The organism is Photobacterium sp. Alg240-V54 (genome assembly GCF_900537155.1).
GTDB lineage: Bacteria > Pseudomonadota > Gammaproteobacteria > Enterobacterales > Vibrionaceae > Photobacterium.
The window spans coordinates 94,783-119,830 of the sequence record NZ_UNRL01000008.1 but is presented as its reverse complement, the minus strand read 5'-3'; the positions used below and the strand labels follow the sequence as shown (position 1 = coordinate 119,830).

General features: G+C 41.7%; 24 protein-coding genes. 8 read left to right on the top strand and 16 right to left on the bottom strand.

Going from position 1 to position 25,048, the window contains the following annotated elements; genetic code table 11:
- Window positions 1–200 precede the first annotated feature (200 nt).
- The 3 genes from dusA to G6R09_RS16570 form a co-directional block, all read right to left on the bottom strand.
- Window positions 201–1,181 (bottom strand): tRNA dihydrouridine(20/20a) synthase DusA, encoded by a 981-nt coding sequence (dusA, locus tag G6R09_RS16580; protein WP_065167960.1) that lies wholly within the window; start codon window positions 1,179–1,181, stop codon window positions 201–203.
- Between the two features lie 261 nt (window positions 1,182–1,442).
- Window positions 1,443–1,997, bottom strand: coding sequence for an outer membrane beta-barrel protein (locus G6R09_RS16575; RefSeq protein ID WP_065167961.1), 555 nt, complete (start codon window positions 1,995–1,997; stop codon window positions 1,443–1,445).
- A gap of 676 nt (window positions 1,998–2,673) precedes the next feature.
- The gene (locus G6R09_RS16570; RefSeq protein WP_163923592.1) at window positions 2,674–4,554 is read right to left on the bottom strand and encodes an ATP phosphoribosyltransferase regulatory subunit; all 1,881 of its coding nucleotides are present in this window, start codon (window positions 4,552–4,554) and stop codon (window positions 2,674–2,676) included.
- Between the two features lie 209 nt (window positions 4,555–4,763).
- On the opposite strand from G6R09_RS16570, the gene hdcC reads away from it, so the two are divergent.
- The 3 genes from hdcC to hisS all read left to right on the top strand — a co-directional run bounded on the left by hdcC (window position 4,764) and on the right by hisS (window position 8,787).
- Window positions 4,764–6,131: a histidine-histamine antiporter gene (hdcC, locus tag G6R09_RS16565; RefSeq protein ID WP_107204606.1), complete on the top strand. Its 1,368-nt coding sequence runs from the start codon at window positions 4,764–4,766 to the stop codon at window positions 6,129–6,131.
- Between the two features lie 58 nt (window positions 6,132–6,189).
- Entirely contained in the window at window positions 6,190–7,332 is a 1,143-nt protein-coding gene (locus G6R09_RS16560; RefSeq protein ID WP_065167963.1) for a histidine decarboxylase, read from the top strand.
- Window positions 7,333–7,515: 183 nt separating this feature from the next.
- Window positions 7,516–8,787: a histidine--tRNA ligase gene (gene hisS / locus G6R09_RS16555; RefSeq protein WP_065167964.1), complete on the top strand. Its 1,272-nt coding sequence runs from the start codon at window positions 7,516–7,518 to the stop codon at window positions 8,785–8,787.
- Here hisS and G6R09_RS16550 read toward each other — a convergent pair.
- The gene (locus G6R09_RS16550) at window positions 8,759–8,920 is read right to left on the bottom strand and encodes a hypothetical protein (RefSeq protein ID WP_156673540.1); all 162 of its coding nucleotides are present in this window, start codon (window positions 8,918–8,920) and stop codon (window positions 8,759–8,761) included. The genes hisS and G6R09_RS16550 overlap by 29 nt on opposite strands.
- Before the next feature lie 103 nt (window positions 8,921–9,023).
- Between G6R09_RS16550 and zur the strand changes: the two genes are divergently transcribed.
- Together zur and G6R09_RS16540 are read left to right on the top strand one after the other, a co-directional pair.
- Complete coding sequence (gene zur / locus G6R09_RS16545) at window positions 9,024–9,476, top strand: zinc uptake transcriptional repressor Zur (RefSeq protein ID WP_163923590.1); 453 nt, start codon at window positions 9,024–9,026, stop codon at window positions 9,474–9,476.
- Between the two features lie 220 nt (window positions 9,477–9,696).
- Window positions 9,697–9,903: a cold-shock protein gene (locus G6R09_RS16540; protein WP_060998703.1), complete on the top strand. Its 207-nt coding sequence runs from the start codon at window positions 9,697–9,699 to the stop codon at window positions 9,901–9,903.
- Window positions 9,904–9,991: 88 nt separating this feature from the next.
- On the opposite strand, the gene pgi is transcribed toward G6R09_RS16540, so the two are convergent.
- A complete protein-coding gene (pgi, locus tag G6R09_RS16535; RefSeq protein WP_087846073.1) occupies window positions 9,992–11,644 on the bottom strand; it encodes a glucose-6-phosphate isomerase in 1,653 nt (550 codons plus the stop codon).
- A 257-nt stretch (window positions 11,645–11,901) separates the two neighbouring features.
- On the opposite strand from pgi, the gene G6R09_RS16530 reads away from it, so the two are divergent.
- The gene (locus G6R09_RS16530; RefSeq protein WP_163923587.1) at window positions 11,902–12,321 is read left to right on the top strand and encodes a secondary thiamine-phosphate synthase enzyme YjbQ; all 420 of its coding nucleotides are present in this window, start codon (window positions 11,902–11,904) and stop codon (window positions 12,319–12,321) included.
- 46 nt (window positions 12,322–12,367) lie between these two features.
- Here G6R09_RS16530 and alr read toward each other — a convergent pair whose 3' ends face one another.
- Both alr and G6R09_RS16520 read right to left on the bottom strand, forming a co-directional pair.
- On the bottom strand, window positions 12,368–13,447 hold the full coding sequence (alr, locus tag G6R09_RS16525) for an alanine racemase (RefSeq protein ID WP_065167968.1): 1,080 nt from the start codon (window positions 13,445–13,447) through the stop codon (window positions 12,368–12,370).
- A gap of 26 nt (window positions 13,448–13,473) precedes the next feature.
- Window positions 13,474–14,871, bottom strand: a complete 1,398-nt coding sequence (locus tag G6R09_RS16520; RefSeq protein ID WP_036788807.1) for a replicative DNA helicase — start codon at window positions 14,869–14,871, stop codon at window positions 13,474–13,476.
- 230 nt (window positions 14,872–15,101) lie between these two features.
- Between G6R09_RS16520 and G6R09_RS16515 the strand changes: the two genes are divergently transcribed.
- Window positions 15,102–15,860 carry a YdiY family protein gene (locus G6R09_RS16515; RefSeq protein ID WP_065167969.1) on the top strand — a complete coding sequence of 253 codons (759 nt, stop codon included), beginning with the start codon at window positions 15,102–15,104 and terminating at the stop codon, window positions 15,858–15,860.
- A 75-nt stretch (window positions 15,861–15,935) separates the two neighbouring features.
- Here G6R09_RS16515 and rplI read toward each other — a convergent pair whose 3' ends face one another.
- The 7 genes from rplI to nsrR all read right to left on the bottom strand — a co-directional run bounded on the left by rplI (window position 15,936) and on the right by nsrR (window position 21,561).
- Window positions 15,936–16,388: a 50S ribosomal protein L9 gene (gene rplI, locus G6R09_RS16510; protein WP_065167970.1), complete on the bottom strand. Its 453-nt coding sequence runs from the start codon at window positions 16,386–16,388 to the stop codon at window positions 15,936–15,938.
- 38 nt (window positions 16,389–16,426) lie between these two features.
- Window positions 16,427–16,654 carry a 30S ribosomal protein S18 gene (gene rpsR, locus G6R09_RS16505; protein WP_005421136.1) on the bottom strand — a complete coding sequence of 76 codons (228 nt, stop codon included), beginning with the start codon at window positions 16,652–16,654 and terminating at the stop codon, window positions 16,427–16,429.
- Window positions 16,655–16,669: 15 nt separating this feature from the next.
- Window positions 16,670–16,972, bottom strand: a complete 303-nt coding sequence (gene priB, locus G6R09_RS16500) for a primosomal replication protein N (protein ID WP_060998697.1) — start codon at window positions 16,970–16,972, stop codon at window positions 16,670–16,672.
- A 9-nt stretch (window positions 16,973–16,981) separates the two neighbouring features.
- Entirely contained in the window at window positions 16,982–17,368 is a 387-nt protein-coding gene (gene rpsF / locus G6R09_RS16495; protein ID WP_036788814.1) for a 30S ribosomal protein S6, read from the bottom strand.
- 309 nt (window positions 17,369–17,677) lie between these two features.
- The gene (gene rlmB / locus G6R09_RS16490) at window positions 17,678–18,412 is read right to left on the bottom strand and encodes a 23S rRNA (guanosine(2251)-2'-O)-methyltransferase RlmB (RefSeq protein ID WP_060998696.1); all 735 of its coding nucleotides are present in this window, start codon (window positions 18,410–18,412) and stop codon (window positions 17,678–17,680) included.
- 3 nt (window positions 18,413–18,415) lie between these two features.
- Window positions 18,416–20,992 carry a ribonuclease R gene (gene rnr, locus G6R09_RS16485; RefSeq protein WP_065167971.1) on the bottom strand — a complete coding sequence of 859 codons (2,577 nt, stop codon included), beginning with the start codon at window positions 20,990–20,992 and terminating at the stop codon, window positions 18,416–18,418.
- Window positions 20,993–21,126: 134 nt separating this feature from the next.
- Window positions 21,127–21,561 (bottom strand): nitric oxide-sensing transcriptional repressor NsrR, encoded by a 435-nt coding sequence (nsrR, locus tag G6R09_RS16480; RefSeq protein WP_163923584.1) that lies wholly within the window; start codon window positions 21,559–21,561, stop codon window positions 21,127–21,129.
- A gap of 104 nt (window positions 21,562–21,665) precedes the next feature.
- Here nsrR and hmpA point away from each other — a divergent pair, with 104 nt between their 5' ends.
- Window positions 21,666–22,868, top strand: a complete 1,203-nt coding sequence (hmpA, locus tag G6R09_RS16475; RefSeq protein ID WP_163923581.1) for an NO-inducible flavohemoprotein — start codon at window positions 21,666–21,668, stop codon at window positions 22,866–22,868.
- A 92-nt stretch (window positions 22,869–22,960) separates the two neighbouring features.
- Here the strand turns inward: hmpA and G6R09_RS16470 are convergent, their stop codons facing one another.
- Together G6R09_RS16470 and G6R09_RS16465 are read right to left on the bottom strand one after the other, a co-directional pair.
- A complete protein-coding gene (locus G6R09_RS16470) occupies window positions 22,961–23,584 on the bottom strand; it encodes a tetratricopeptide repeat protein (protein ID WP_065167973.1) in 624 nt (207 codons plus the stop codon).
- A gap of 139 nt (window positions 23,585–23,723) precedes the next feature.
- Entirely contained in the window at window positions 23,724–25,040 is a 1,317-nt protein-coding gene (locus G6R09_RS16465; RefSeq protein ID WP_163923579.1) for an adenylosuccinate synthase, read from the bottom strand.
- Between the last annotated feature and the right edge of the window lie 8 nt (window positions 25,041–25,048).

Below are 25,048 nucleotides of genomic sequence, written 5' to 3'. Positions count from 1 at the left end.
TCACATAAAGCCACAGTGCTGAATTGATTATTACCTACAATACTGCACAATTCACGCCAACTCTAAATTAATTATTTTATTTATTTTTCATAGACATAAAAAAACGCCAATATATCAAATATTGGCGTTTACTATTTATTGGTCAATTTCACCTTACACTCGTAAAATTCACCACATTAATCTATACCGTTAAAATAGCGCTACACATCTAATTCAGCAGGAATTTTTGCTAGTGCTTGTTGCACCACTTCAATACCAGCTCCTGGCTTATGGGCATTTTCACTGATATAACGACGCCATTGACGAGCACCAGGCATACTTTGGAATAAACCTAACATATGACGAGTAATATGACCTAAGTATGAGCCATTCGCGAGTTGGCGCTCGATATAAGGGTACATCGCCTCAACCACTTCGCGACGTTTCATTACAGGACGGTCGCTACCAAATAAGCGCTGATCAACCTCAGCCATTAAGTATGGGCTTTGGTATGCTTCACGACCAACCATCACACCATCAAGATGCTGGAGATGCTGCTCCATTTCTTCAAAGGTTTTAATGCCACCATTGATTGCCATCGTCAGCTGTGGAAAATCTTGCTTTAATTGATAAACACGTGGGTAATCCAGTTCTGGAATTTCACGATTTTCTTTTGGACTTAAGCCTTTTAGCCAAGCTTTACGGGCATGAATAGTAAAGTTATCACAACCGCCTTTCTCTGATACCGTTTGAATGAAGTGGGTTAAAAACTCATAAGAATCTTGATCATCAATACCAATACGAGTTTTTACAGTAACAGGAATATCAACCACTTCACGCATCGCTGCTACACATTGTGCCACAAGATCCGCTTCACCCATCAAGCAAGCGCCAAACATACCATTTTGAACACGATCAGAGGGGCAACCAACGTTTAAGTTAATCTCATCATAACCACGCTCAGCTGCTAACTTTGCACACTGCGCAAGATCGACTGGGTTTGAGCCACCGAGTTGTAACGCTAATGGATGCTCTTCTTCGTTATACGCTAAGAAATCACCTTTACCATGGATGATCGCGCCTGTTGTTACCATTTCAGTGTACAACAATGCTTCTTTACTCATTAAACGATGAAAGTAACGGCAATGACGGTCAGTCCAATCAAGCATTGGCGCGACGGAAAAGCGAGCGGTAGGATACATACTACAATATTCCTTAAATATTAAGTGGTTATGGCAAATACCACTTACGGGTATTGCAATATACTTCATCCTACTTAGGCTTTTTTAGCAATAAAGAAGCGGATGAGGGACAATTTAGGAGGCACGGACTGTCCTAAAATATCGTTTGAGGCGCGGATTCTACCTTAAAATAGCCACTGTCACCATTGTTACCCTAAACCAAAAAAACGCTCGAAACCCACGGATAGAATTTCGAACGCAAAAAATTATTTTACTTTAGAGCTAAAATTTATAATCGACAGACCATACAACTTGTTCAGTTGCTTTTAGACGTGTATTGGCTTGGTTATAATTTTGATCTAAATAACGGTAAGTTAAATCGCTGGAAATGGTATTCGTCAATTGGATATTTGCACCTACTTGACCACCCCAAACAAAATCAGTCGCACTTTGTGCACCAGCGTTAGAGTATGAGATACGATCATGTGAAATTCCCATTGACGGGCCTGCAAAAAAGTTAATTGTAGAAGTGACAGGCATTAAATAGTCATAAGAGGCTAAGAATAGGTTTTGAGTATGTTTTGCTTTAGCGTCCTCTATCGAGTAACGATCTTTTTTATAGCCATATGTCGCACTCAAACGATGGTGGTCATTAACAATCACACCGGCACGTAATTGATAACTGGCATCCTCACTGTGTTGTTTTGCGTCGCCTTTAAAGGTATCTGTTTGGTAACCTATACCGCCGCCAATAAAGCTATCTATATTACTTTGTGCCATTACATTTGATGATAATGCACTCGAAAATAATACCACTGCTAATAAACTTTTTTTCATTAGTTAATCCCTTTTGTTTACGGTAATACCGCTTATAAATAAATATCTTACAACGTGTTTTGAGCGTTGAATTTATTTGTTACCCATAAACTAAAACAGGTTAACTGTACCGCAACTTAATGAATTATAAGGCTATTAGTTATCTTGCTAGAGCCTGAATGGCAGCCGCTAAATAACATTAATACCTTCAATAAAATGTAACCATCTGTGTAGCAACTCGATAATGACGAGTGGATTTTCAAACAGTTTCAGAGCAGCGCTTAATAGAATAATGTGAGGATTGTGGCGGATTCTTAATAACGAAAAAGGCCTTGAACAATAGTTTGTTCAAGGCCTTTTCAATATTCTTGTTAACGTCAGAGCAATGCTGTGGCTGACAACAAAAAGTTACTTAGTCATGTTACCGCTTTTGTACATTGAAGAGAATACAGGCGTGTAAAGAGCAACGATTTTATTAATGATACCAGACATTTTTCTACCTTAAAGATTAAGCTGTTAATGTATAACCATCGCCTAATTTCTAAATATTTAAGGCATCGGTCACGTTTCGATGGGCGTCATTATAGGTATTTTGCATTGGTTGAGAAATGAAAAAAAACACCACCTAGGCATTAGTTTTTCTAATCACACATTGAGGACTATTTGTATGATGATCATAAGCCACACCAAATACACATTAGCACTGAATTAGATGCGATATACGGCCTCGAATAGTATCAAGCGATAACCCCGTTTCATGCTGTTGCTTACAAATTAATTCGAGATTAATAAGTTCATCATCATGAATAATAACAATAATATTGTTACTTTTTTTATTTGCATTAGTTTGACGCTTGATGGCTAGCTGATCAGCACAATCCAAAACGACCGCGATACCTGAAAAGGAATGCCTTAGTTGTCGACACACCTCAAACCCTAATGCGCTATCTATATCAGCGTCAGCAATAACAATAATTTTATAATCATTGTATTCACCTGGGCGATATCCTTCAGCCACCAATAGCTTGATCAGATTATCAAGCATAAAAGCAAAGCCACAGGCATTACTCGATAGCTGCATCGTTTGACTCATAAATTCATCATAACGACCACCACGGCACAATAAACTATGGGGTGCAATACGCTCGCCATGCCACTCAAACAACAGGTCAGAATAATGTGAAGCGGGGTAGAGATTTGGTGTAACAATATAAGGTAACCCCATATCATTTAGCAGTTGTTGCAGCTGTTGAAATCGTTCGACAGCTGTCTCTGCCAAAAACTGATTCAACTTAGGTGCTTGGGTAATAACTGGCTTAAGCTCTATTGGATAATCAACTAACAGTTTTTCAGGAGTCGTGGATAACCATGCTTGGCGTTGACTGTCTAATAAAATACTAAAGGGTTGAAAGTAAGCGGTTAGCGCATTTCGAAAACAGGAAAACTCACTCAGACTGCCAATGTAGTTGATTCGCAGTTCAACTTCTTTCTCAAGCCCGAGTAGTTTAAAGAGTTCGTATTGTAACTGTAATTGCTCCGCCACAATGGCATCATTACTCCACCCAAACGCCTCAATACCGACTTGGTAATGTTGTTCAAGCCGATCCTCTTGATCTACTGCGTGGCGAAAAATAGGCCCTTGATACCAGATACGGCTACCTTGTAACAGTGTTGGGTGCTGATTAACAAACTGTAAGCAACTCAATGAACCATCACTGCTTAAAATGGTTTGATCATTAGAGGACGTTAAGCGCTGAGGGCTCATTGAAAAACTTAAAAACTCGGGTGTATGGGCAACATCTTGAATGATAGGAAGTTTAATTTCAGTATAACTATATTGTTGGCACAGTAATCGTATTTTGGTTTCAATAAAATTCAACTGCTGCTCTGATATATTATAGTTCTTGCGTGGACGACCGCGTTTTCTTGGGCGAACATTTCCTTGAAGTTGGCTTTCAAGTTGTTGACAAAACTTAGCCATACCTAAAATCGTGTTTTGGTGAATACACTCAGTGATTCGCTGTAAAATATAACGGCCAATGGGTTTATGACTAAAACGCCGATAGGCCTCACCGCACTGTAAGCTGGTTTTACCTAATAAGCTATATTCAGCATGAGGGGTTATACGAGGCAGTGACACAAACCCTGCATTATGACCATAACTACTCCAACGATAGTTTGCTGCTGCAACATCAAGCAACGTTCCACCTGACTCAATATAATGCATACTTGGCAATAGATAATTTTCAGGCTCAACTAGACAGCTTTTATAACGTCCTTCCCACAGACTGCCACTACGTTGATATTTCTTATTAAAATAAGGCACATAACGTCTACCTACGTGCTGAATAATAGCGCCAATATTTTCTTTTTCATTGGGCGTTATAAGTAACAACGCTTTATCAGCCAATAAACAATAACTATGTAAATCACCACCATAGCGCGAAATTGCCTTGTCTATACATTGTAGAAAGTAGTCATAATCCTCATCATCGATAAAAAGATCACACTTATTATGCCCCTGTAATTGAATGATTTGAGGCAACCCTAAAATAAATAACCGTTCTTTTCTTGGCATGGTTCGCCCTCCAAATCTATAACATTTATTAATGAATAAACATGATACCCACAATAAAAGGGGACAGAGTCAAATTAATTGATTATGAGCAAAAATCAATCAAAACTGGCTGCAATTAAAACTTTTGCAAGAAAAAAATTGATATAAGTCACATTTTTGGTGAAGTAAAACTTTACTATTGCCTCATCAAATCAAATGAGGAAATAGAGATGGCTGCCGGAAACTCCGATTCAAGCACCATGAGTGCTAGCTCCGCCAAAAAAATGGGCGTAGTCGCATTAACCTTAGTTACCGCATCAAATATGATGGGTTCTGGGGTATTTATGCTACCGACCAACCTTGCTGGGGTTGGTTATATTTCATTATGGGGCTGGCTTATCACCATTGTAGGTGTTATCGCACTTGCACTTGTGTTTGCCAAAACCAGTCTTTTAACACCAAGAAACGGCGGCATCGTTGCTTATGCTGCTGATGCTTTTGGTCCTTTTGTTGGCTTTCAAAGTACCATTTGTTACTGGATCAGTGCCTGGATAGGTAACGTTGCCCTACTTGTCGCTGGTATTGGCTACCTAAGTTACTTTTTCCCACAACTTACAGATCCAAGTATAGGCTCTGTGGTTGCCATTGTTATTTTATGGGGCTTTATTGCGCTGGCAAGTCTTGGTGCTCAAGCAGCAGGTCGCGCACAATCCTTTACAGCCGTTTGTATGCTAGTCGTGGTACTGGGCGTTGGTATTGTGGGCTGGTTCTGGTTTGACCCGCATATGTTTACTCAGGTTTATAACGGCACAGGTGAAAGTAATACTCATGCCATTTTATCTGCGGCATCAATCGCATTATGGGGCTTCCTAGGAGTTGAATCTGCGGTAGTTTCTAGTGGTCAAGTTGAAAATCCTGAAAAAACCGTTCCCAAAGCAACTGTTTATGGTTTGCTAATTGCTTCTGTATGTTACGTCGGTAGCTGTAGTGTCATTATGGGTCTTGTACCACACGAAGAGCTTGTTAAATCAGCGGCACCATTTGCTGATGCAGCGCGTTACATGTTTGGTGACACTGCCGGTACCATCGCATCAATCCTAAGTATCATCGCTTGTTTCGGTTCAATCTCAGGCTGGTTGATTCTGCAATCAGAAGCACCACGTGCAGGTGCAGAACAAGGTTTATTCCCTAAATTCTTTGCTGCTGTAAACCGTAATGATGTTCCGATGAAAAGCTTGATTTTCACTGGTGTATTAATGAGTGGTGTGTTGTTAATGACCGCATCGCCTGATCTTGCCGATCAATTCCAAGTCGTCATTCTAATGTCAGTATTTGCTTCACTACTGCCTTATATCTACGCCGTTATTGCGTTGCCAATCATTATGATTGCTAAGAAACAAAACAAAGGCGGTAACTTCGTGATTTACAGCATTCTGGTTGTTATTGGTATGGCTTATAGCTTATTCGCGATGCTTGGCTCAGGTGCAGACTCTATGTACTGGGGTGTAGTCATGGTGATGCTCACTATTCCGCTATATAGCTTTATTGCCGCAAAACGCCATAAAAACGGCGAGAAAGTTCTTTATTTAAAAGATTAATGAGTTAACTGACAATTATTTGAAAGTAGCAATTAAAAAATTTATTAGGATATATATCATGACATTATCAATTGAAAATCAAAATAAACTTGACGAATTTTGGGCTTACTGTGTAAAAAACCAATACTTTAATATTGGCTATCCTGAGTCAGCAGATTTTGATTACACTATTCTAGAACGCTTTATGCGTTTCTCAATCAACAACTGTGGTGACTGGGCAGAATACTGTAACTACCTGCTTAACTCGTTTGATTTTGAAAAAGAAGTGATGGAATACTTTGCCGATCTTTTCAAAATTCCATTTGAGGATAGCTGGGGTTACGTTACTAATGGCGGCACTGAAAGTAATATGTTTGGCTGTTACCTTGGTCGTGAGCTTTTCCCTGATGGTACTTTGTATTACTCAAAAGATACTCACTACTCTGTAGCTAAAATCGTTAAACTATTACGTATTAAGTCACAGCTGGTTGAGTCATTACCAAATGGCGAAATTGATTACGATGATCTGATCGCGAAGATCAAACAAGATGACGAAAAGCACCCAATTATTTTTGCTAATATTGGTACAACTGTACGTGGTGCGATTGATGATATTAGTAAGATCCAAGCGATGATTGGTGAGCTAGGTATTAAACGTGAAGATTACTATATTCACGCTGATGCGGCATTAAGCGGCATGATCCTACCATTTGTCGATGAACCACAAGGGTTTAACTTTGCTGATGGTATTGACTCTATTGGTGTCTCTGGCCACAAGATGATCGGTTCACCGATTCCATGTGGTATCGTGGTTGCTAAAAAGCGCAATGTTGATGCGATTTCAGTTGAAATTGATTATATCTCTGCTCACGATAAAACCATCACCGGTTCTCGTAATGGCCATACGCCATTGATGATGTGGTGTGCTGTTAAGTCTCACACACATGAAGATTTTAAGCGTCGTATTAATCGTAGTTTAGATCTGGCACAACATGCTGTACAGCGCCTACAAAGCGCAGGCATCAATGCATGGTGTAACAAAAACTCAATTACAGTGGTATTCCCTTGCCCATCAGAAGCAGTATGGAAAAAACACTGCCTTGCAACTTCTGGCGGCCAAGCGCACTTAATCACCACAGCGCACCATCTTGATGCATCAAAAGTCGATGCGCTCATTGATGATGTGATTAAAGATGCCAATGGCGAAACGATTGCAGCATAAAAAAAGCGGTAGTTCACTACCGCCTTTATGAGTCGATATTGCTGGTGCCTATTCCACTATTTACCAGCAATATCACACCTAACGGCTATTATCTAATACCATTATATGTCGCATTTATTATAACTGTATTTCTTATGATAGAGGAAACAAATAGCCGACAATGCTAAATAAATAGGTTTTCCTATGAAAAAAAACATTCAATCAATCCGTGGTGTTTCTGATATTTTACCAGAACAAACTCCGATTTGGTTATGGCTTGAATCAATAATCAAACAAGTGACTCATAGCTATGGTTATCAACAAATTCGGCTGCCAATTATTGAGCCTCTGGCTTTGTTTGAGCGCGCGGTCGGTGAATCAACCGACATTGTATCGAAAGAAATGTATAATTTTGTTGATAAAAGTGGCGAACATATTACTCTGCGCCCAGAGGGTACTAGCAGCTGTGCTCGCGCCGTCATTGAGCATAATATGTGTTATAACAACACTCAGCGGTTATGGTATCAGGGTCCAATGTTCCGCTATGAAAGACCGCAAAAAGGACGCCTACGCCAATTTACTCAATTTGGTGTCGAAACCTTTGGCATGGCAGGGGCCGATATTGATGCTGAATTAATTTGCATGTCCTACGATATTTTCAAAGCACTGGGCGTTGAGCAACACATTGCCCTTGAAATTAATTCACTGGGAACCACCGCAGAACGTCATATTCACCGCCAACATCTGATCACTTATTTTGAGCAGCATCTAGCCTTGTTAGATCAAGATAGTCTTAATCGTCTCACCACTAATCCATTACGCATTTTAGACAGTAAAAACCCCGACATGCAGGACATGATCAATGCAGCACCGCAGCTGATTGATTTTATTGGTGAAGATTCTCTGACTCATTTTAATAAACTGCAATACTTACTTGATCAAGCGGATATCAAATACACCATCAATCCACGTTTAGTCCGTGGCCTCGATTACTATTCAAAAACAGTATTTGAATGGATAACTGATAAGCTTGGCTCACAAGCTACCGTTTGTGGTGGCGGTCGTTATGATGGCTTAATTGAATTGTTCAGTAAAAATGCCTTACCTGGCTCAGGGTTTGCTATCGGAATTGAACGACTATTGTTATTAGTCGAAACGCTAGGACTTGATAAAGGGATAAATAATGATCCTGATATCACCATTACCACCGAGTCTGACCACCAAAATGCCAATGCATTGCTGGTTGCGTATAATATTCGTCATCAATTGCCTAAACTACAAGTGCTAACAGATCTCAGTCATAGCAAAATCAAGCGTCAACACAGTCGAGCATTAAAGGCTGGTTCCAAGCTGATCATCACTCTCAATGACAACGATGAGGTTGGATTGTGGTATCCAAAAACTAATCAATCTCTGACGGTTAACATTAGCAATGTCATGGTTGCGATTAGTGAGCACCTTCAGCAACTAAAATAATTCCCTTAATCTGTGTGCGGTTACCTTGTGGTGACTGTACACTTTCACTACAGCCATCAAGCGCCGCGACACAGCCATTGTAAGTATCTTTATAAGTCACTATGACAATTCTCATTGATGATAAGGTGATCATTAACACGTAATCCCTTTCATCATCGCTATTGCATGCTAAGTGTGAGTATGTTTTCAAATAGCTGTGATAAAATAATAACATAATGACGTTTTTTTGAGGCTCTATGACGGTTCAAACTCAACTGCTAGCCAAAGCACAACTGCTCTGTGATCAACGCGGGGTAAGAATGACACCCCAGCGATTAAAAGTACTGGCACTGATCATTAATCATCATAGTTCTATTAGCGCTTATGAGTTACTTGATTTACTTAAAGCATCAGAACCCCAAGCTAAACCACCTACGGTTTATCGCGCCTTAGATTTTCTATTAGCACAAGGGTTTGTGCATAAAGTCGAGTCAACCAACAGCTATATTGCTTGTTGTGTATTAGGCCATGCAGAGCATTGCTCACAATTATTAATTTGTGATAAATGTGGATTTGTTGAAGAAACCCACGATGATGAACTAGCAAAGCTGTTACGTATAAAATCAGATCAATATGGTTTTACAAGCAAGCATCACGTAATTGAAAGCCATGGTGTTTGTCATAAATGCCAGCAAGCTAACCATGACTAATCCAACGTTAGTGCTATCACAAATAGTGATAGCACTCGTTCGCTACTGATAAACTATCGTGATGATATTAAACACAGTATTAATTAACGTTAGCTCAAACATAAAAGCATAATAAAAAACTACTCATTGTCATAAATTCGATCTAGACTGAGCCAGTCATAAGCATCTAGTTACCTATTAGCTGTGACTACTACTATTAGTCTATAAGGGAAAGACGTACATGAGTAAACTGACTGGAACCGTAAAATGGTTCAACGACGATAAAGGCTTTGGTTTTATTTCTGCTGCCGATGGTAAAGATGTGTTTGTTCACTTCAGTGCTATTCAGGCACAAGGACGTAAAACATTACGTGAAGGCCAAAGTGTTGAGTTTATCGTAACCGATGGTCAGAAAGGCCCCCAAGCTAGCGATGTTGTTACGCTATAACTGACAAACAGCTAAAATAAAAAACGCCGCGATCATTACGATTGCGGCGTTTTATTTTATCGGCTAACTCTTTAACCAATAATCGGCATTATGCACGCCATTGTTTAAATGCATTGATCAAGCCATTGGTTGAGCTATCGTGGCTCACCACACTTTCGTTGCTATTTAGCTCAGGTAAAATTTGGTTAGCCAGCTGCTTACCTAATTCCACACCCCACTGATCAAAACTAAAGATGTTCCAAATAACACCTTGAGTAAAGATTTTGTGCTCATATAACGCAATCAACGCGCCTAATGTATATGGTGTGATTTCTTTAAGCAGAATAGAGTTCGTTGGACGGTTACCTTCAAACACTTTAAATTCAGCTAACTCATCAATTTCTTGTTGTGATTTACCAGCGGCAACAAATTCAGCTTCAACCGTCTCGCGGCTCTTACCAAATGCCAATGCTTCAGTTTGAGCAAAGAAGTTAGCCATTAGCTTAGGGTGATGATCACCTAATGGATTGTGGCTAATTGCTGGTGCAATAAAGTCACATGGAATTAACTTCGTGCCTTGGTGAATCAGCTGATAGAAGGCGTGTTGACCATTGGTACCTGGCTCACCCCAAATAATAGGACCTGTTTGGTAATCTACTGGCTTACCGCCGCGATCAACATACTTACCATTAGATTCCATGTTACCTTGTTGGAAATAAGCAGGGAAACGGTGCATATATTGATCATAAGGAAGGATAGCTTCTGTTTCAGCGCCATGGAAATTATTGTACCAAATGCCAATTAACGCCAAGATCACTGGTAACTTTTGCTCTAATGGTGCTTGAACAAAATGGTTATCCATTGCGTGGCCACCTTCAAGCAATTTAACGAAGTTATCAAAACCCACCGCTAAGCTAATTGAAAGACCAATCGCAGACCATAGTGAGTAACGACCACCGACCCAATCCCAGAACTCAAACATATTATCGGTATCGATACCAAACTCAGCCACTGATTCAGCATTGGTAGAAAGCGCTGCAAAGTGCTTAGCCACATGGGCTTTATCTTCAGCCATTGCTAAGAACCAATCACGTGCAGATAGTGCATTGGTCATGGTTTCTTGAGTGGTAAATGTTTTTGATGCAATTAGGAATAATGTTGTTTCTGGATTTAAGTCTTTTAGCGTCTCAACAATATGGGTTGCATCAACGTTAGAAACAAAGTGCATGTTTAGACGGGTTTTGTACGCTGATAGCGCTTCAGAAACCATGTAAGGACCAAGATCTGAACCACCAATACCGATGTTAACGACATCAGTAATTTCTTTGCCAGTATAACCTTTCCACTCACCGCTAACGATGCGATTTGTGAAGCTTTCCATTTTCGCTAATACGGCATTAACCGCCGGCATAACATCTTCACCATCAACAATGATTGGCGTGTTACTGCGATTACGTAGCGCAACATGAAGCACAGCACGATCTTCAGTTCGGTTAATTTTCACGCCGTTGAACATATCGGCAATAGCGGCCTCTAACTCGGTCTCTTTCGCTAGTGCAAACAACTTAGTCAAAGTTTCTTCCGTGATCAGGTTCTTTGAGTAATCCAATAAAATATCAGAACCAAACTGAGCAGAAAACTTGGCAAAACGCTCGCTATCATTAGCAAATAAATCACTTAATTCAAAATCTTGAGCTTGTTCAAAATGAGCGGTCAGGGCTTGCCATGCATTGGTTTGCGTTGGATTAATGTTCTTTAACATAATAATGTTCCCGATGTTGTTATGTTCATCCCTCGAATCATATCACCTTCGAAAGATCCTTGATCTATGCCTGTTACCTAGCATGCTAGGTATCTAATAATAATGCTATCTGTTACAACTAATTATGACTTTAAAATAACATTATCGTCATTGCGTCAAATCACGAAAATATGACAGCATCATACCTGTATTTAGCAATAAGATGATAATGGTAATCACTAATTAAACTAAAAGGTTTCACCGATAGGTAAATAGCTATGTGGTATCAAAAGACGATTCATCTTACTCCGAGAGCGCGGGGGTTTCATCTAATAACCGCCGAGATAGAGCAAAATTTAACAATAATTCAATCATTAAAGGTTGGAATGGTACATTGCTTTATTCAGCATACATCTGCCAGCTTAACCATTAATGAAAATGCAGACCCAACGGTTCGTGATGATATGGAGGCACATTTTAATCACAGTGTTCCTGAGCGTGCGGCTTTTTATCAACATACCTATGAAGGTGATGATGACATGCCAGCCCATATTAAGACGTCATTACTTGGTAATAGTATTAGTATTCCCATCACGGATGGTCAACTTGCGTTAGGTATGTGGCAAGGAATTTACTTAGGTGAACACCGCGATCACGGTGGTTCACGACGCATTGTTATTACCGTTCAAGGCCAATAACAACTAAAAGCCGCGGACAATGCCGCGGCTGTTATTATAGCGTTTATTATGAATAGGTCATCGCAACTCGAGGGGTTAACTTGGTCATGAGTTCATAAGCAATCACACCTGTATATTGAGCCACCACTTCAGCGGGTAAACCTTTACCCCATAATGTGGCTTCATCTCCGACTTTATCTGTCGCATCAGGCCCCAGATCAACGGTTAGCATATCCATCGAAACTCGGCCTGCGGTTGGTACAATACGGCCATTAACCATCACTGGTGTACCATTCGGTGCACAACGTGGATAGCCATCACCATAGCCAATTGCAATAACACCGACTTTGGTATCCCGCTCACTGGTCCATATACCACCGTAGCCAACCTGCTCACCTTTTTTGACTTCACGCACCGCAATTAAACTTGAGGTTAACGTCATCACAGGTTGTAAGTTGTAGCTCGATGCCATGCGGTCTAATTGATCAAATGGCGATACGCCATACATAATAATACCAGGTCGAATCCACTCAAAATGACTATCAGGCCATGCTAAAATACCAGCAGATGCTGCTAGTGAGCGCTCGCCTTCATAAGGCTTAGTTAACGTTGAGAAACACTCAATTTGCTTAACAGTGATATCGCTACCTAGGTCATCAGCGTTACCAAAATGGCTAATAAAGCGTAATGGCTTAGCAACATTGTTGCAGTCATTTAAACGTTGCATAAATTGAGGAACTTGCTCTGGACGTAACCCTAAGCGATGCATACCAGTATCAATTTTCACCCATACTCGTACTGGAGCGTCTAAGTCAGCTTGCTCAAGTGCTTCAAGTTGTTCAATCGAATGCACCACGGTATGGATATTATTAGTGACTAATACAGGTAAATCAGTTGGCGCGTAAAAACCTTCTAATAATAAAATCGGTTTTACTACTCCGCCCGCACGCAGTGTTAATGCTTCTTCTATTCGTGCAACACCATAGGCATCAACATCGGTAAGGCTTTTCGCCACATCTAACAACCCATGCCCATATGCATTGGCTTTAACTACCGCCAGAATTTTACTGTTTGGTGCCTGCAGGCGGATTTGACTCAGGTTATGTGCCAAAGCTTGGGTATCAATATGTGCAGTTGCAGCTTTCATCCAATATCCTAAATAATTTTTAAGGCTTACTCTTCATCAAAGGCTGGGCCAGCATAGTTATCAAAGCGTGAGAACTGGCCTTGGAATGTTAAACGTACAGTACCAATCGGACCATTACGTTGCTTACCTAAGATAATTTCAGCGATCCCCTTAAGGGCACTATCTTCGTGATAAACCTCATCACGGTATATAAACATGATTAAGTCAGCATCCTGCTCGATGGCGCCAGATTCACGCAAATCAGAGTTAACAGGACGTTTATCTGCACGTTGCTCCAATGAACGGTTAAGCTGAGACAGAGCAACAACGGGCACATTTAATTCTTTTGCTAATGCTTTTAGCGAGCGTGATATTTCAGCAATCTCAAGCGTACGGTTTTCTTGTAAGCCAGGGACACGCATCAACTGAAGGTAGTCAATCATGATCATGCTCAGACCGCCATTATCACGTGCAATACGGCGTGCACGTGAACGTACTTCGGTCGGTGTTAAACCTGAACTATCATCAATGAACATATTCTTTTTTTGCATCAGAATACCCATTGTTGATGATATTCGAGCCCAATCTTCATCGTCTAATTGCCCAGTACGGATCTTGGTTTGATCAACACGTGATAATGATGCCAACATACGCATCATGATTTGTTCTGCGGGCATTTCTAACGAGAAAATTAATACCGGTTTTTCTTGATCCATGGCAGCATTTTCACACAGGTTCATCGCAAAGGTGGTTTTACCCATCGATGGACGTGCCGCAACAATAATTAAATCAGAGCCCTGTAAGCCCGCGGTTTTTTTATTGAGATCAGTAAAGCCTGTTGATACCCCGGTTACACCATCTTGCGGTGATTGATACAACAACTCAATCCGCTCAAGTGTCCGCTCTAAAATAGTATCAACGTTTTGCGGGCCTTCTTTATCATTAGTGCGTTGCTCGGCGATGGCAAAAACTTTACTTTCAGCCATATCCAGTAAGTCTTCACTGGTGCGCCCTTGCGGATCATAACCGGCATCAGCAATTTCATTGGCAACGCCAATCATGTCACGGATCAGCGCCCGTTCTCTTACAATATCAGCATACGCTAAAATATTGGCTGCCGATGGCGTATTTTTAGCTAACTCGGCAAGGTAAGCAAACCCACCGACATCATCTAGCTTATCAGAGCGCTCAAGATGTTCAGACAGCGTGATCAAATCAAGTGGCTGTCCACCTTCCAATAAGGCTGCGGTTGCCTCAAAAATAATCCGATGAGGACGGCTGTAAAAGTCTTTTGCAACCACTTTCTCAGCAACAGTATCCCAACGCTCATTATCCAACATTAAGCCGCCAAGTACTGATTGCTCAGCCTCAAGCGAATGCGGAGGCATCTTAATGGCGTCCATTTGATTATCTTTTAATTGTTTCGATTTACGATTATCTGTCATAGCAATTGTGCATTTACCAAAACCAAGAACGGAGCTCGATAGTATAACCTATCCCCTGCTCCAGCGTAGCTATAAACCATGACGATTGCGCACTTGCAGCACTAACAATTATCCTCCTTTTTAATTTAACCAAAAGTATGACCCGCATTCCTAACCAAAAGCTGACAAATTTACGGTAGAATGCTGCGCTTAATGTTTTTATTGTTACACCAGCTGCCAGCGGAGGTCTTTTGGCAAGATATATACTCACATTGCTATTGCTTGCCACTACCGCAGCCAATGCTAGTGAAGCACCAACAACTGAAGCGTCAAATGAACCCTCACCACTGACCAGTAGTATCGGTTTAGGTTATCAATCGCTATCGGGTAATTCTAACTCTCAGACCATGAATGGTAATATTGCGCTCACCTATACCAAAGGTCGTTATCAAACCACTGCCGATGCCAAATATATTATGGCAAAAAAAAATGGCGAGGAAGATAAGCGCAAATTATCAGCCAGCTTAAAAGCAAAACGTATGATACGCGATGGGTATTACTGGTATGGCAATGGTAGTTATATTGATGACCGCTATGGGCCCTATTATGCAGATTCACTGGTTTCAACGGGTATCGGTTACCGTCTTTTTAGTTATGAGACGTTTCAAACCTTAGTCGATATAGGTCCCGGCTTTCGCCATCAAGACCCTAATCTTGATGAGATCAAGAGTGACAGTATTGTAAAACAAGAAGTGGTCAATGAGGCAGTACTGCAAAGTACGGTTGATATACAATGGAAACCACTTAAAACACTTACATTAAGTGCTAAGTTAAATTTGGTATCAGGTAAAAGTAACACCACCATTGAAAGCTCATTAAATGCGACCAATGCTATTACCGATAATATCGCTTTAAATATCGGTTATACCCAGACCTCTTATTCTTGGGTGCCAGAAACCATGAAAAACTCTGACTCAACCACCACGATCTCGATCATTTATACGCTTTAATTACCAATATCCCAAACCACAGATATAAAAAAACCAGCCCGAAGGCTGGTTTTTTACTATTAAAGCTAAAAGCGATTACTGAGCAGCAACAACGTTTAGTTTAACAGTTGCGAATACGTCTGAGCTTAGCTGAACGCTAACTTCAAATTCGCCAGTCGTACGTAGTGCACCTTCAGGTAGACGTACTTCACTCTTAACAAGTGCAACGCCTGCAGCAGCAACTGCTTCAGCGATGTCACGAGTACCGATTGAGCCGAATAGTTTACCTTCGTCACCAGCTTTAGATGCAATAACAACACCTTCAAGCGTGTTTAGTGCTTCAGCACGTGCTACAGCAGCAGCATGTTGCTCAGCAACTTTAGCTTCTAGCTCTGCACGACGTGCGTCGAACATTTCAACGTTCGCTTTAGTCGCCATAACTGCCTTAGCTTGTGGGATAAGGAAGTTACGAGCGTAGCCCGCTTTAACGTTAACCTGGTCGCCAAGGCCACCTAGGTTAGCGATTTTATCAAGTAGAATAACTTGCATTATCTTGTCCTCTATTAAGTTCTAAAAACGACTGCCGCTTACAGATGCTTATCTGTGTACGGTAGAAGTGCTAGGTAACGAGAACGCTTGATAGCGCGAGCTAGCTGACGCTGGTATTTAGCGCGAGTACCAGTGATACGGCTAGGTACAATCTTACCAGCTTCAGTGATGTAGTTTTTTAGAGTTGCTACGTCTTTGTAGTCAATCTCTTGTACGCCTTCTGCTGTAAAACGGCAGAATTTACGACGACGGAAGAAACGAGCCATGGGCTATCTCCTGATCTAAATTAAGTCAATATGATCGGCATGCAAAACTAATTTCCCGATACCATTACGGCCGGTTTGGTAAGAGATAAATCCCTCCACCTTAATATTGCTTCCGACAACTAAATCTTGAGTGAGTATTTGTTGACCTTTACCACTGATTACCACGTTAATATAACAATATATTTGGCGTGGTAAGTCAGCTTCCCGCTGCACAGAACGATGCTCAAGCACAAAGTGACAATGAGGAATGCCTGCCGGAGATTGGCTTCGCTTGGGATGCTTGGCAATAGTACCAGTCAACACCAGACGATTAGTCATTTAAACAAATTACTCAGCAGCTGCTTCGCCTTCAGATTGTGCTTCAGCACGATCTTCACGCTTAGTGAAACGCTCTTCTTTAGCCTTCATCATTGGAGATGGCTCAGTAACAGCGTTTTTAGTACGCATGATCATGTTACGGATCACTGCGTCGTTGAAGCGGAAGTTTGACTCAAGCTCGTCAACAACAGCCTGCTCAGCTTCTACGTTCATAAGAACGTAATGTGCTTTGTGCAGTTTGTTAATTGGGTAAGCCATTTGACGGCGGCCCCAATCTTCTAGACGGTGAATTTGACCACCAGAATCTTTGATAGCAGCAGTGTAACGCTCGATCATGCCAGCAACTTGCTCGCTTTGATCAGGGTGCACCATGAATACGATTTCGTAATGACGCATAGGTTGCTCCTTACGGATTATTCAGCTTCCCTTGTCGGCTCGGTTATCCTGGGGAAGCAAGGAACTAAAAAAAAGAACCGAGAATTTGGATGACGGATAGTACAGAGAATGATCAATCTAGGCAAGCTTATTTTATCATCACTGGCCTCATTTCAATCAAATGCACCCTTGTCTCAGTCAATCTTGCCTTTAGAGTAATAACCGTTTTTCTCAATGGTGGTTTTTTATACGGCTTAATAATAAAAAACCCGTTCAGTATTAACTAAACAGGTTTAAATAATTATGCAGTTATTTGCGCTTAATCACGCATTATCCGCGTTGACGTACTGCTTCAAACAAACAAATGCCAGTCGCAACAGATACGTTCAAACTTGATACTGAGCCCGCCATTGGGATCTTAATCAAATCATCACACGTTTCACGGGTTAAACGACGCATACCTTCACCTTCAGCACCCATCACAATCGCCAATGGCCCTGTTAGTTTGCTGTGGTAAATATCATGGGTTGCTTCGCCTGCAGTACCCACAATCCAGACACCTTTGTCTTGTAGCGCACGCATAGTACGAGCAAGGTTAGTGACACGCACCAACGGCATAATTTCAGCCGCGCCACAGGCGACTTTACTTGCGGTCGCATTAAGTTGTGCCGAACGATCTTTCGGTACAATCACGGCCACAGCACCAGCAGCATCTGCGTTACGTAGACATGCACCTAGATTATGAGGATCTGTCACACCATCTAAAATCAGTAGTAACGGATTTTCTTTGGTTGCTAATAGGTCATCAAGATTGTTTTCGTTATATTGCTTACCTGGACGTACACGCGCAATAATACCTTGATGAGAAGCGCCATCAACTTTGTCATCTAATGCCTTACGGCCCGCTTCCTGAATCGTGATACCTAAGTCTTGCAACTCAGTAATTAGCGGCAGTAAACGCTCATCTTCACGTCCTTTGAGTACGAATACTTCAATAAATCGCACAGGATCAGATGCAAGCACGGCTTTAACGGCATGGATGCCAAAAATCATATCATTACTCATCAATTAACTCTTCTTTGCTGCACGTTCAGATTTACCCGCACGTTGCTTTTTCTTCTTGCGAACTTTGGGTTTCTTTTTAGGATCAGTCAGCGGCTTTTCATCCGATAACTTGCGTGGTTTTTTATTTCTTGGCTTTTTCTTTTTAGCATCTTTTTTAGCATCAGCAGCTGGAATCGCGCCTTCTTTTAATTTTTTACGTACCGAAGAACGCTCACGTTTATTTTTAGAACGTGATTCATCAGCTACCGCTTCGCCATTTTCAACTTTAAACGCAGCCATTCCCTGACGTTTAAGGCCTTCAGCTTTGCGCATGCGTTGCTTTTTCTCACGCCCTTTGGCAGTTTTACCCGCACCGCGCTGCTTACGCTCGGCGCCAACAATATCAAAATCTAATTGACGATCATTAAGGTTAATCGCCGCCACTTTGACATGCACGGTATCGCCTAAACGATAAATCACACCTGAACTCTCACCCACCAAGCGTTGACCCACAGGATCAAATTGGTAGTAATCGTTAGCAAGGTTTGAAATATGCACTAAACCATCAATGTTTAATTCATTAAGGCGAACAAAGAAACCAAAACCGGTAACATTAGCAATCACACCTTCAAACTCATCGCCAAGGTGATCCTGCATGTACTCACACTTAAGCCAATCAGACACATCACGAGTAGCATCATCGGCGCGACGTTCAGTGGTTGAACATTGCTCGCCAATAGCATCAATTTCATCAAATGAATAATGATGACCACCAGTAGGCGTATCGTTCTTAGTATTGCCTGCTTGCTTAGCAATTAAGAATTTAATCGCACGGTGCAAGGTTAAGTCTGGGTAACGACGAATTGGCGACGTAAAGTGCGCATATTGGCTAAGGGCTAAGCCAAAGTGGCCAATATTATCTGCTTGATAGATCGCTTGTTTCATCGAGCGCAGCAGCATGGTTTGAATTAACTCACGATCATTACGATCTTGAATTAAATTCGCTAATGCAGCGTAATCTTTCGGACTTGGCTCTAAACCACCACCAAGTTCTAAACTTAGCTCGCCTAAGAAATCACGGAAACCTTGGAGACGCTCTTCACCCGGCGTGTCGTGAACACGGTATAATGCTGGCTCTTTGGCACTTTCAACAAATTGTGCTGAAGCGATATTGGCTAAAATCATACATTCTTCGATGATTTTATGGGCTTCATTACGCACTAGCGGTACGATGTTCTCGATCTTACGATCAGCATTGAAGACAAACTTAGTTTCAACAGTTTCAAACTCAATCGCACCACGTGCTTCACGTGCGACTTTTAGTGCTTTAAACATGCTGTAAAGCTCTTCAAGATGCGGTACTAAAGGTGCATAACGTTGACGCAACTCTTCATCACCTTCAAGCATGTCACTTACTTTAGTGTAAGTTAAACGCGCATGTGAATTCATCACCGCTTCGTAATGCTTGTAGCCTGTCAGCTTACCGCCTTCAGAGACTGTCATCTCACACACCATACACAAGCGATCGACCTGTGGGTTAAGTGAACAGAGACCATTTGACAGCACTTCTGGCAACATAGGGATCACTTGCGCTGGGAAGTAAACTGAGTTACCTCGCTTTAGCGCTTCATTATCTAATGCTGATTTTGGACGTACATAGTAACTAACATCAGCAATCGCGACCCATAAACGCCAGCCACCATCAGGATTACGCTGACAGTGCACCGCATCATCAAAGTCACGTGCATCTTCACCATCAATGGTTACTAACGGCAATTGACGTAAATCGACTCGGCCAAGCTTAGCTTCTTCTGGCACTTCTTCGGTCAGATGCTTAACTTGGCTATCAACTTCAGATGGCCACACATGAGGAATATCATGGGTGCGTAATGCGATTTCAATTTCCATACCCGGTGCCATATTCTCACCCAGTACTTCAACAATACGACCAACGGCATTATGTTGGCGAGTAGCACGTTGATTGATCTCAACCACCACCACATTACCCATACGGGCACCTTGACGCACGTCTTGTGGAATAATGATATCTTGCGCAATGCGAGAATCATCCGGTACCACATAGCCCATGCCATCTTCAAGGAAGAAGCGGCCGACAATTTGGTTTGGCGATTCGGTTAATACGCGCACAACGCGGCCTTCACGGCGGCCACGTTTATCTTCGCCATCTGCTTGAGCTAAAATGTAATCACCATGGATCACACTGCGCATTTGATGGGCAGGTAACAATAAATCAGTGTCTTTACTGAATGTACCTTCAGGACGTAAAAAGCCAAAACCATCACGGTGGCCAATAACGTAACCTTTAATAAGATCTAATCGCTCAGGCAATGCATAGCACTGACGGCGAGTGAAAATTAATTGACCATCACGTTCCATCGCACGTAAGCGACGACGTAGGCCTTCATACTGATCATCACCTTCAAGCTTTAACGCAGTAAATAACTGGTCGCGGCTAACGGGTGCACTAAAACCACGGATCACTTCTAACAGTAACTCACGGCTTGGAATAGGGTTTTCGTAATTAGATGCTTCGCGTTCGCGAAAAGGATCAACCGGTAAATCGGTAGTACCTTTAGACATAAACAGTTCCTGTTGGCCAGCCATACCTTTAGTATACCCAGCTCTTAGGTGAACAGATGGGAACTGGCAATAAAAACCAATTCCACTAAATAATAGGGAGTAGTGTGATGCTAGACTATTATCATCAAATAGTCTTAGTGTTCTGCAGGCAATCCCAATAAGACACGTAACGGTGGATTATTATCTACCAAAGTCAGTAATGTGTACTTATCTAGCTCATTTAAAAAAGCATTACGCGCATCAGCAAGGATCCCCTTTAGCTGACAAACAGGAGTAATATTACAAAAATCAGGCGCACAATTGACGATTTGTAACGGTTCAATCGCCCTTACCACATGCCCCAATACAATATTACCCGCAGGCATTCCTAAGCGAATACCACCATTTTTCCCTCGTACGGTTTCTACATAACCTAATTGGCCTAATTTATTAATAATTTTGACCATATGGTTGCGCGACACAGCATAGGTATCGGTTACTTTTGTGATACTTGTTAACTCCCCCTCAGGCAAGCTTGCAAGATATATCAAGGCACGTAGGCCATAATCGGTAAAACTGGTTAACTGCACATTCACTCCTCCTGTTGCTATTTTAATCTTGTTCTTGACTAAAAGATACAGATCAGATACAACTTATAACATATATTATAAATACAACTTATAAAGAGAAAGTAATGCTCACTCAAAAAACCATTGATATCGTAAAATCGACCGCCCCCGCCATTGCCGCTGCAGGTCCTGCAGTAACCCAGCACTTTTATCAGCGTATGTTTCGCCACAACCCTGAGTTAAAAGATATTTTTAACATGAGCAACCAACAAAATAGAGACAATGACGCCCCTTCTAGTCAACAACAAGCGTTGTTTAATGCTGTTTGTGCTTATGCTAATAATATTGATAATTTAGCGGTATTATTGCCTGCCGTTGAAAAAATAGCCCAAAAACATACCAGCTTTTTAATTTCGGCAGATCAATATCAGATCGTGGGTAGCCATCTATTAGCCACTATTGATGAATTATTAGCGCCAGGGCAAGCAGTATTAGATGCTTGGGCCGAAGCTTACGGCGTGCTAGCAACTATTTTTATTAACCGTGAACAAGAAATCTACCAAGAAAACGATAATAAACTCGGTGGCTGGCGTGGAATGCGAGAGTTTGTAGTAACAGAGAAACAACAAAATAGTGATGCTATCACTAGCTTTACGTTTACCCCCGCAGATGGAGGCCAAGTTGCTGACTATAAACCCGGCCAATATTTAGGTATTTATATTACTGCCGATGAATTAGAGCACCAAGAGATCCGCCAATATAGCTTATCTGCAGCCCCTAATAATGCCAATTACCGTATCTCCGTTAAGCGTGAGTCTCAAGGTCTGGTCTCAAACTATTTGCACGATAAAATCAATATTGGCGATAACGTTAAACTGGTTGCTCCGGCTGGGGATTTTTTCTTGAATGTTGAGCCACAAATACCAGTAACACTTATTTCAGCGGGTGTGGGCTTAACCCCAATGCTAGCAATGCTTGAAACGCTGACTCAGCATCAAGCAGCAGTAAATTGGCTCCATGCAACAGAAGATGGCCACCAACATGCGTATAAAGATCATGTTAAAACTCTTGCTAACCACCACCAGCATATTACGGCATTAACCTGGTATAACACCCCGACTGCTACCGATCGTCCAGCAGAAGATTATGACTATCAAGGTTTAATTGAACTCAATAACATTGCCACTCAGATTTCTGATCCAACCATGCATTTTTATTGCTGCGGTCCGGTTGGCTTTATGCAATTTATCGCCAAGCAGTTAATTGAACTAGGTGTAACTAGCGATCGCATTCATTATGAGTGTTTTGGGCCGCATAAAGTGCTGTAATATTTTTCAATTACTGGCCACACAATGCTATCGTTTTAATCAAAAACAGCACCTAAATAAGGTGCTGTTTTTATTTTTATCATTAACGACGATTACCAAAATGATGAACGCCGTTTAGCCCGCGCGATAATATTGGCTGGCATCTTTTGCGCTAACTGATACCGCAAACGCCGAATTTGTATATGTTGGCTTTTATTGGTGGTCACGGTTTGATACAGCCATCGATAGGCATCTTCATAATCTAATGGGCTGCCATTATCAGCAATTAATAATTGTGCTAGTTGAATCCGCGCACGAATATTACCAAGGGCAGCAGCTTCGCGTAAATACGGAATTGCACGCTCTTTATCCTGTTGTAAAATCACACCTTGAGCGTAATAGCGGCCGAGTTGCTCTAACGCAACCGGTACACCTTGCTGAGCAGCGGCACGCATATAATATACGCCTTGTTCAACATCTTTCGGCACACACACGCCCCACGCCAACATATCACCGTAAAGAAATTGATAAGTCGGTGATTCTATTTGTTCTGCTCGCGCTTGAATATCTTGCACTAACTGACAATCATCAGCTTTGACTTGGCGTAGATGGTGATTGGTTGCAAACCAGGCACTCAACTGATCTTCGGTATAAACCGGTACAGCCTCTCCAATAACAGCAATCGCATGAACAGGTGTTGCTAACCAAGCAGCAAACATTATCAACCAGGGTTTCATTAGCATTCCTCAAACGTCGAATAATTAGCTATCGGCAATTTGAGAGTAAACTTTAACTCAATACAAAGCAGCATAACGGTAATGTTGAGTTATAAAAAAACCAGCTCGAAAGCTGGTTTTTTCAAATTCGCATCAGCGATTATTCACCGTATGGGTGAACTTTGATGATTGTCTCGTTACGATCAGGACCTGTAGAGATAATATCAATTGGCACACCAGTTAACTCTTCTATACGTGCAATGTAATCAAGAGCAGCTTGTGGTAACGCATCTAGTGTCTTAGCACCAAATGTTGTTTCGCTCCAACCTGGCATTGTTTCGTAGATTAGCTCTAGATCTTCGTACGCATCAGCAGCCATAGGAGAAACGTTTAGGATCTCACCAGACTTAGTTTTGTAACCAGTACAGATTTTTAGCTCTTCTAGACCATCTAATACATCTAGTTTAGTTAGACAGAAACCAGAGATAGAGTTGATTTGTACTGCACGACGCATAGCAACAGCATCGAACCAACCAGTACGGCGTAGACGACCTGTCGTTGCACCAAACTCGTTACCAACTGTACCTAGGTGCTTACCAACTGGATCTTGCTTATCTAGACCATCGTATAGCTCGGTTGGGAAAGGACCTGCACCAACACGAGTGCAGTATGCTTTTGCGATACCTAGGATGTAACCTAAGTGACGTGGACCAAAACCAGAACCTGCAGCAACGCCACCAGCAGTAGTGTTAGAAGACGTTACGTATGGGTAAGTACCGTGATCGATATCAAGCAGCGTACCTTGTGCACCTTCAAACATGATCTTGTCGCCACGTAAACGCGCATCATCAAGTTCAGTCGTTACGTCGATTACCATTGAGGTAAGTAGATCAGCTTGTGAAAGTACTTTTGCTAATACTTCTTCATAGCTTACTGGCTCAGCATTGTAGTAATGCTCAAGTTGGAAGTTGTGGAAAGCCATAACTTCTTTAAGCTTTGCTGCAAATGCTTCTTTATCAAATAGGTCGCCAACGCGAAGACCGCGACGAGCAACTTTATCTTCATAAGCAGGACCGATACCACGACCTGTTGTACCAATTGCTTTTTTACCACGAGCCGCTTCGCGAGCTTGGTCAAGAGCAATATGGTAAGGAAGAATTAGTGGACAAGCTTCTGACAGGAACAAACGCTCACGAACAGGAATACCACGTGCTTCTAGTGGACCCATCTCGTTCATTAGTGCATCAGGAGAAAGTACAACACCGTTACCGATGATGCATTTAACATTGTCACGTAGGATACCAGATGGGATCAGGTGAAGAACTGTTTTCTCACCATCAATAACTAGGGTGTGACCGGCGTTGTGTCCACCTTGGTAGCGAACCACATATTTTGCATCTTCGGTCAGGAGGTCAACGATCTTACCTTTACCTTCGTCACCCCATTGGGTGCCAAGAACGACTACATTATTTGCCATCTTTCTTC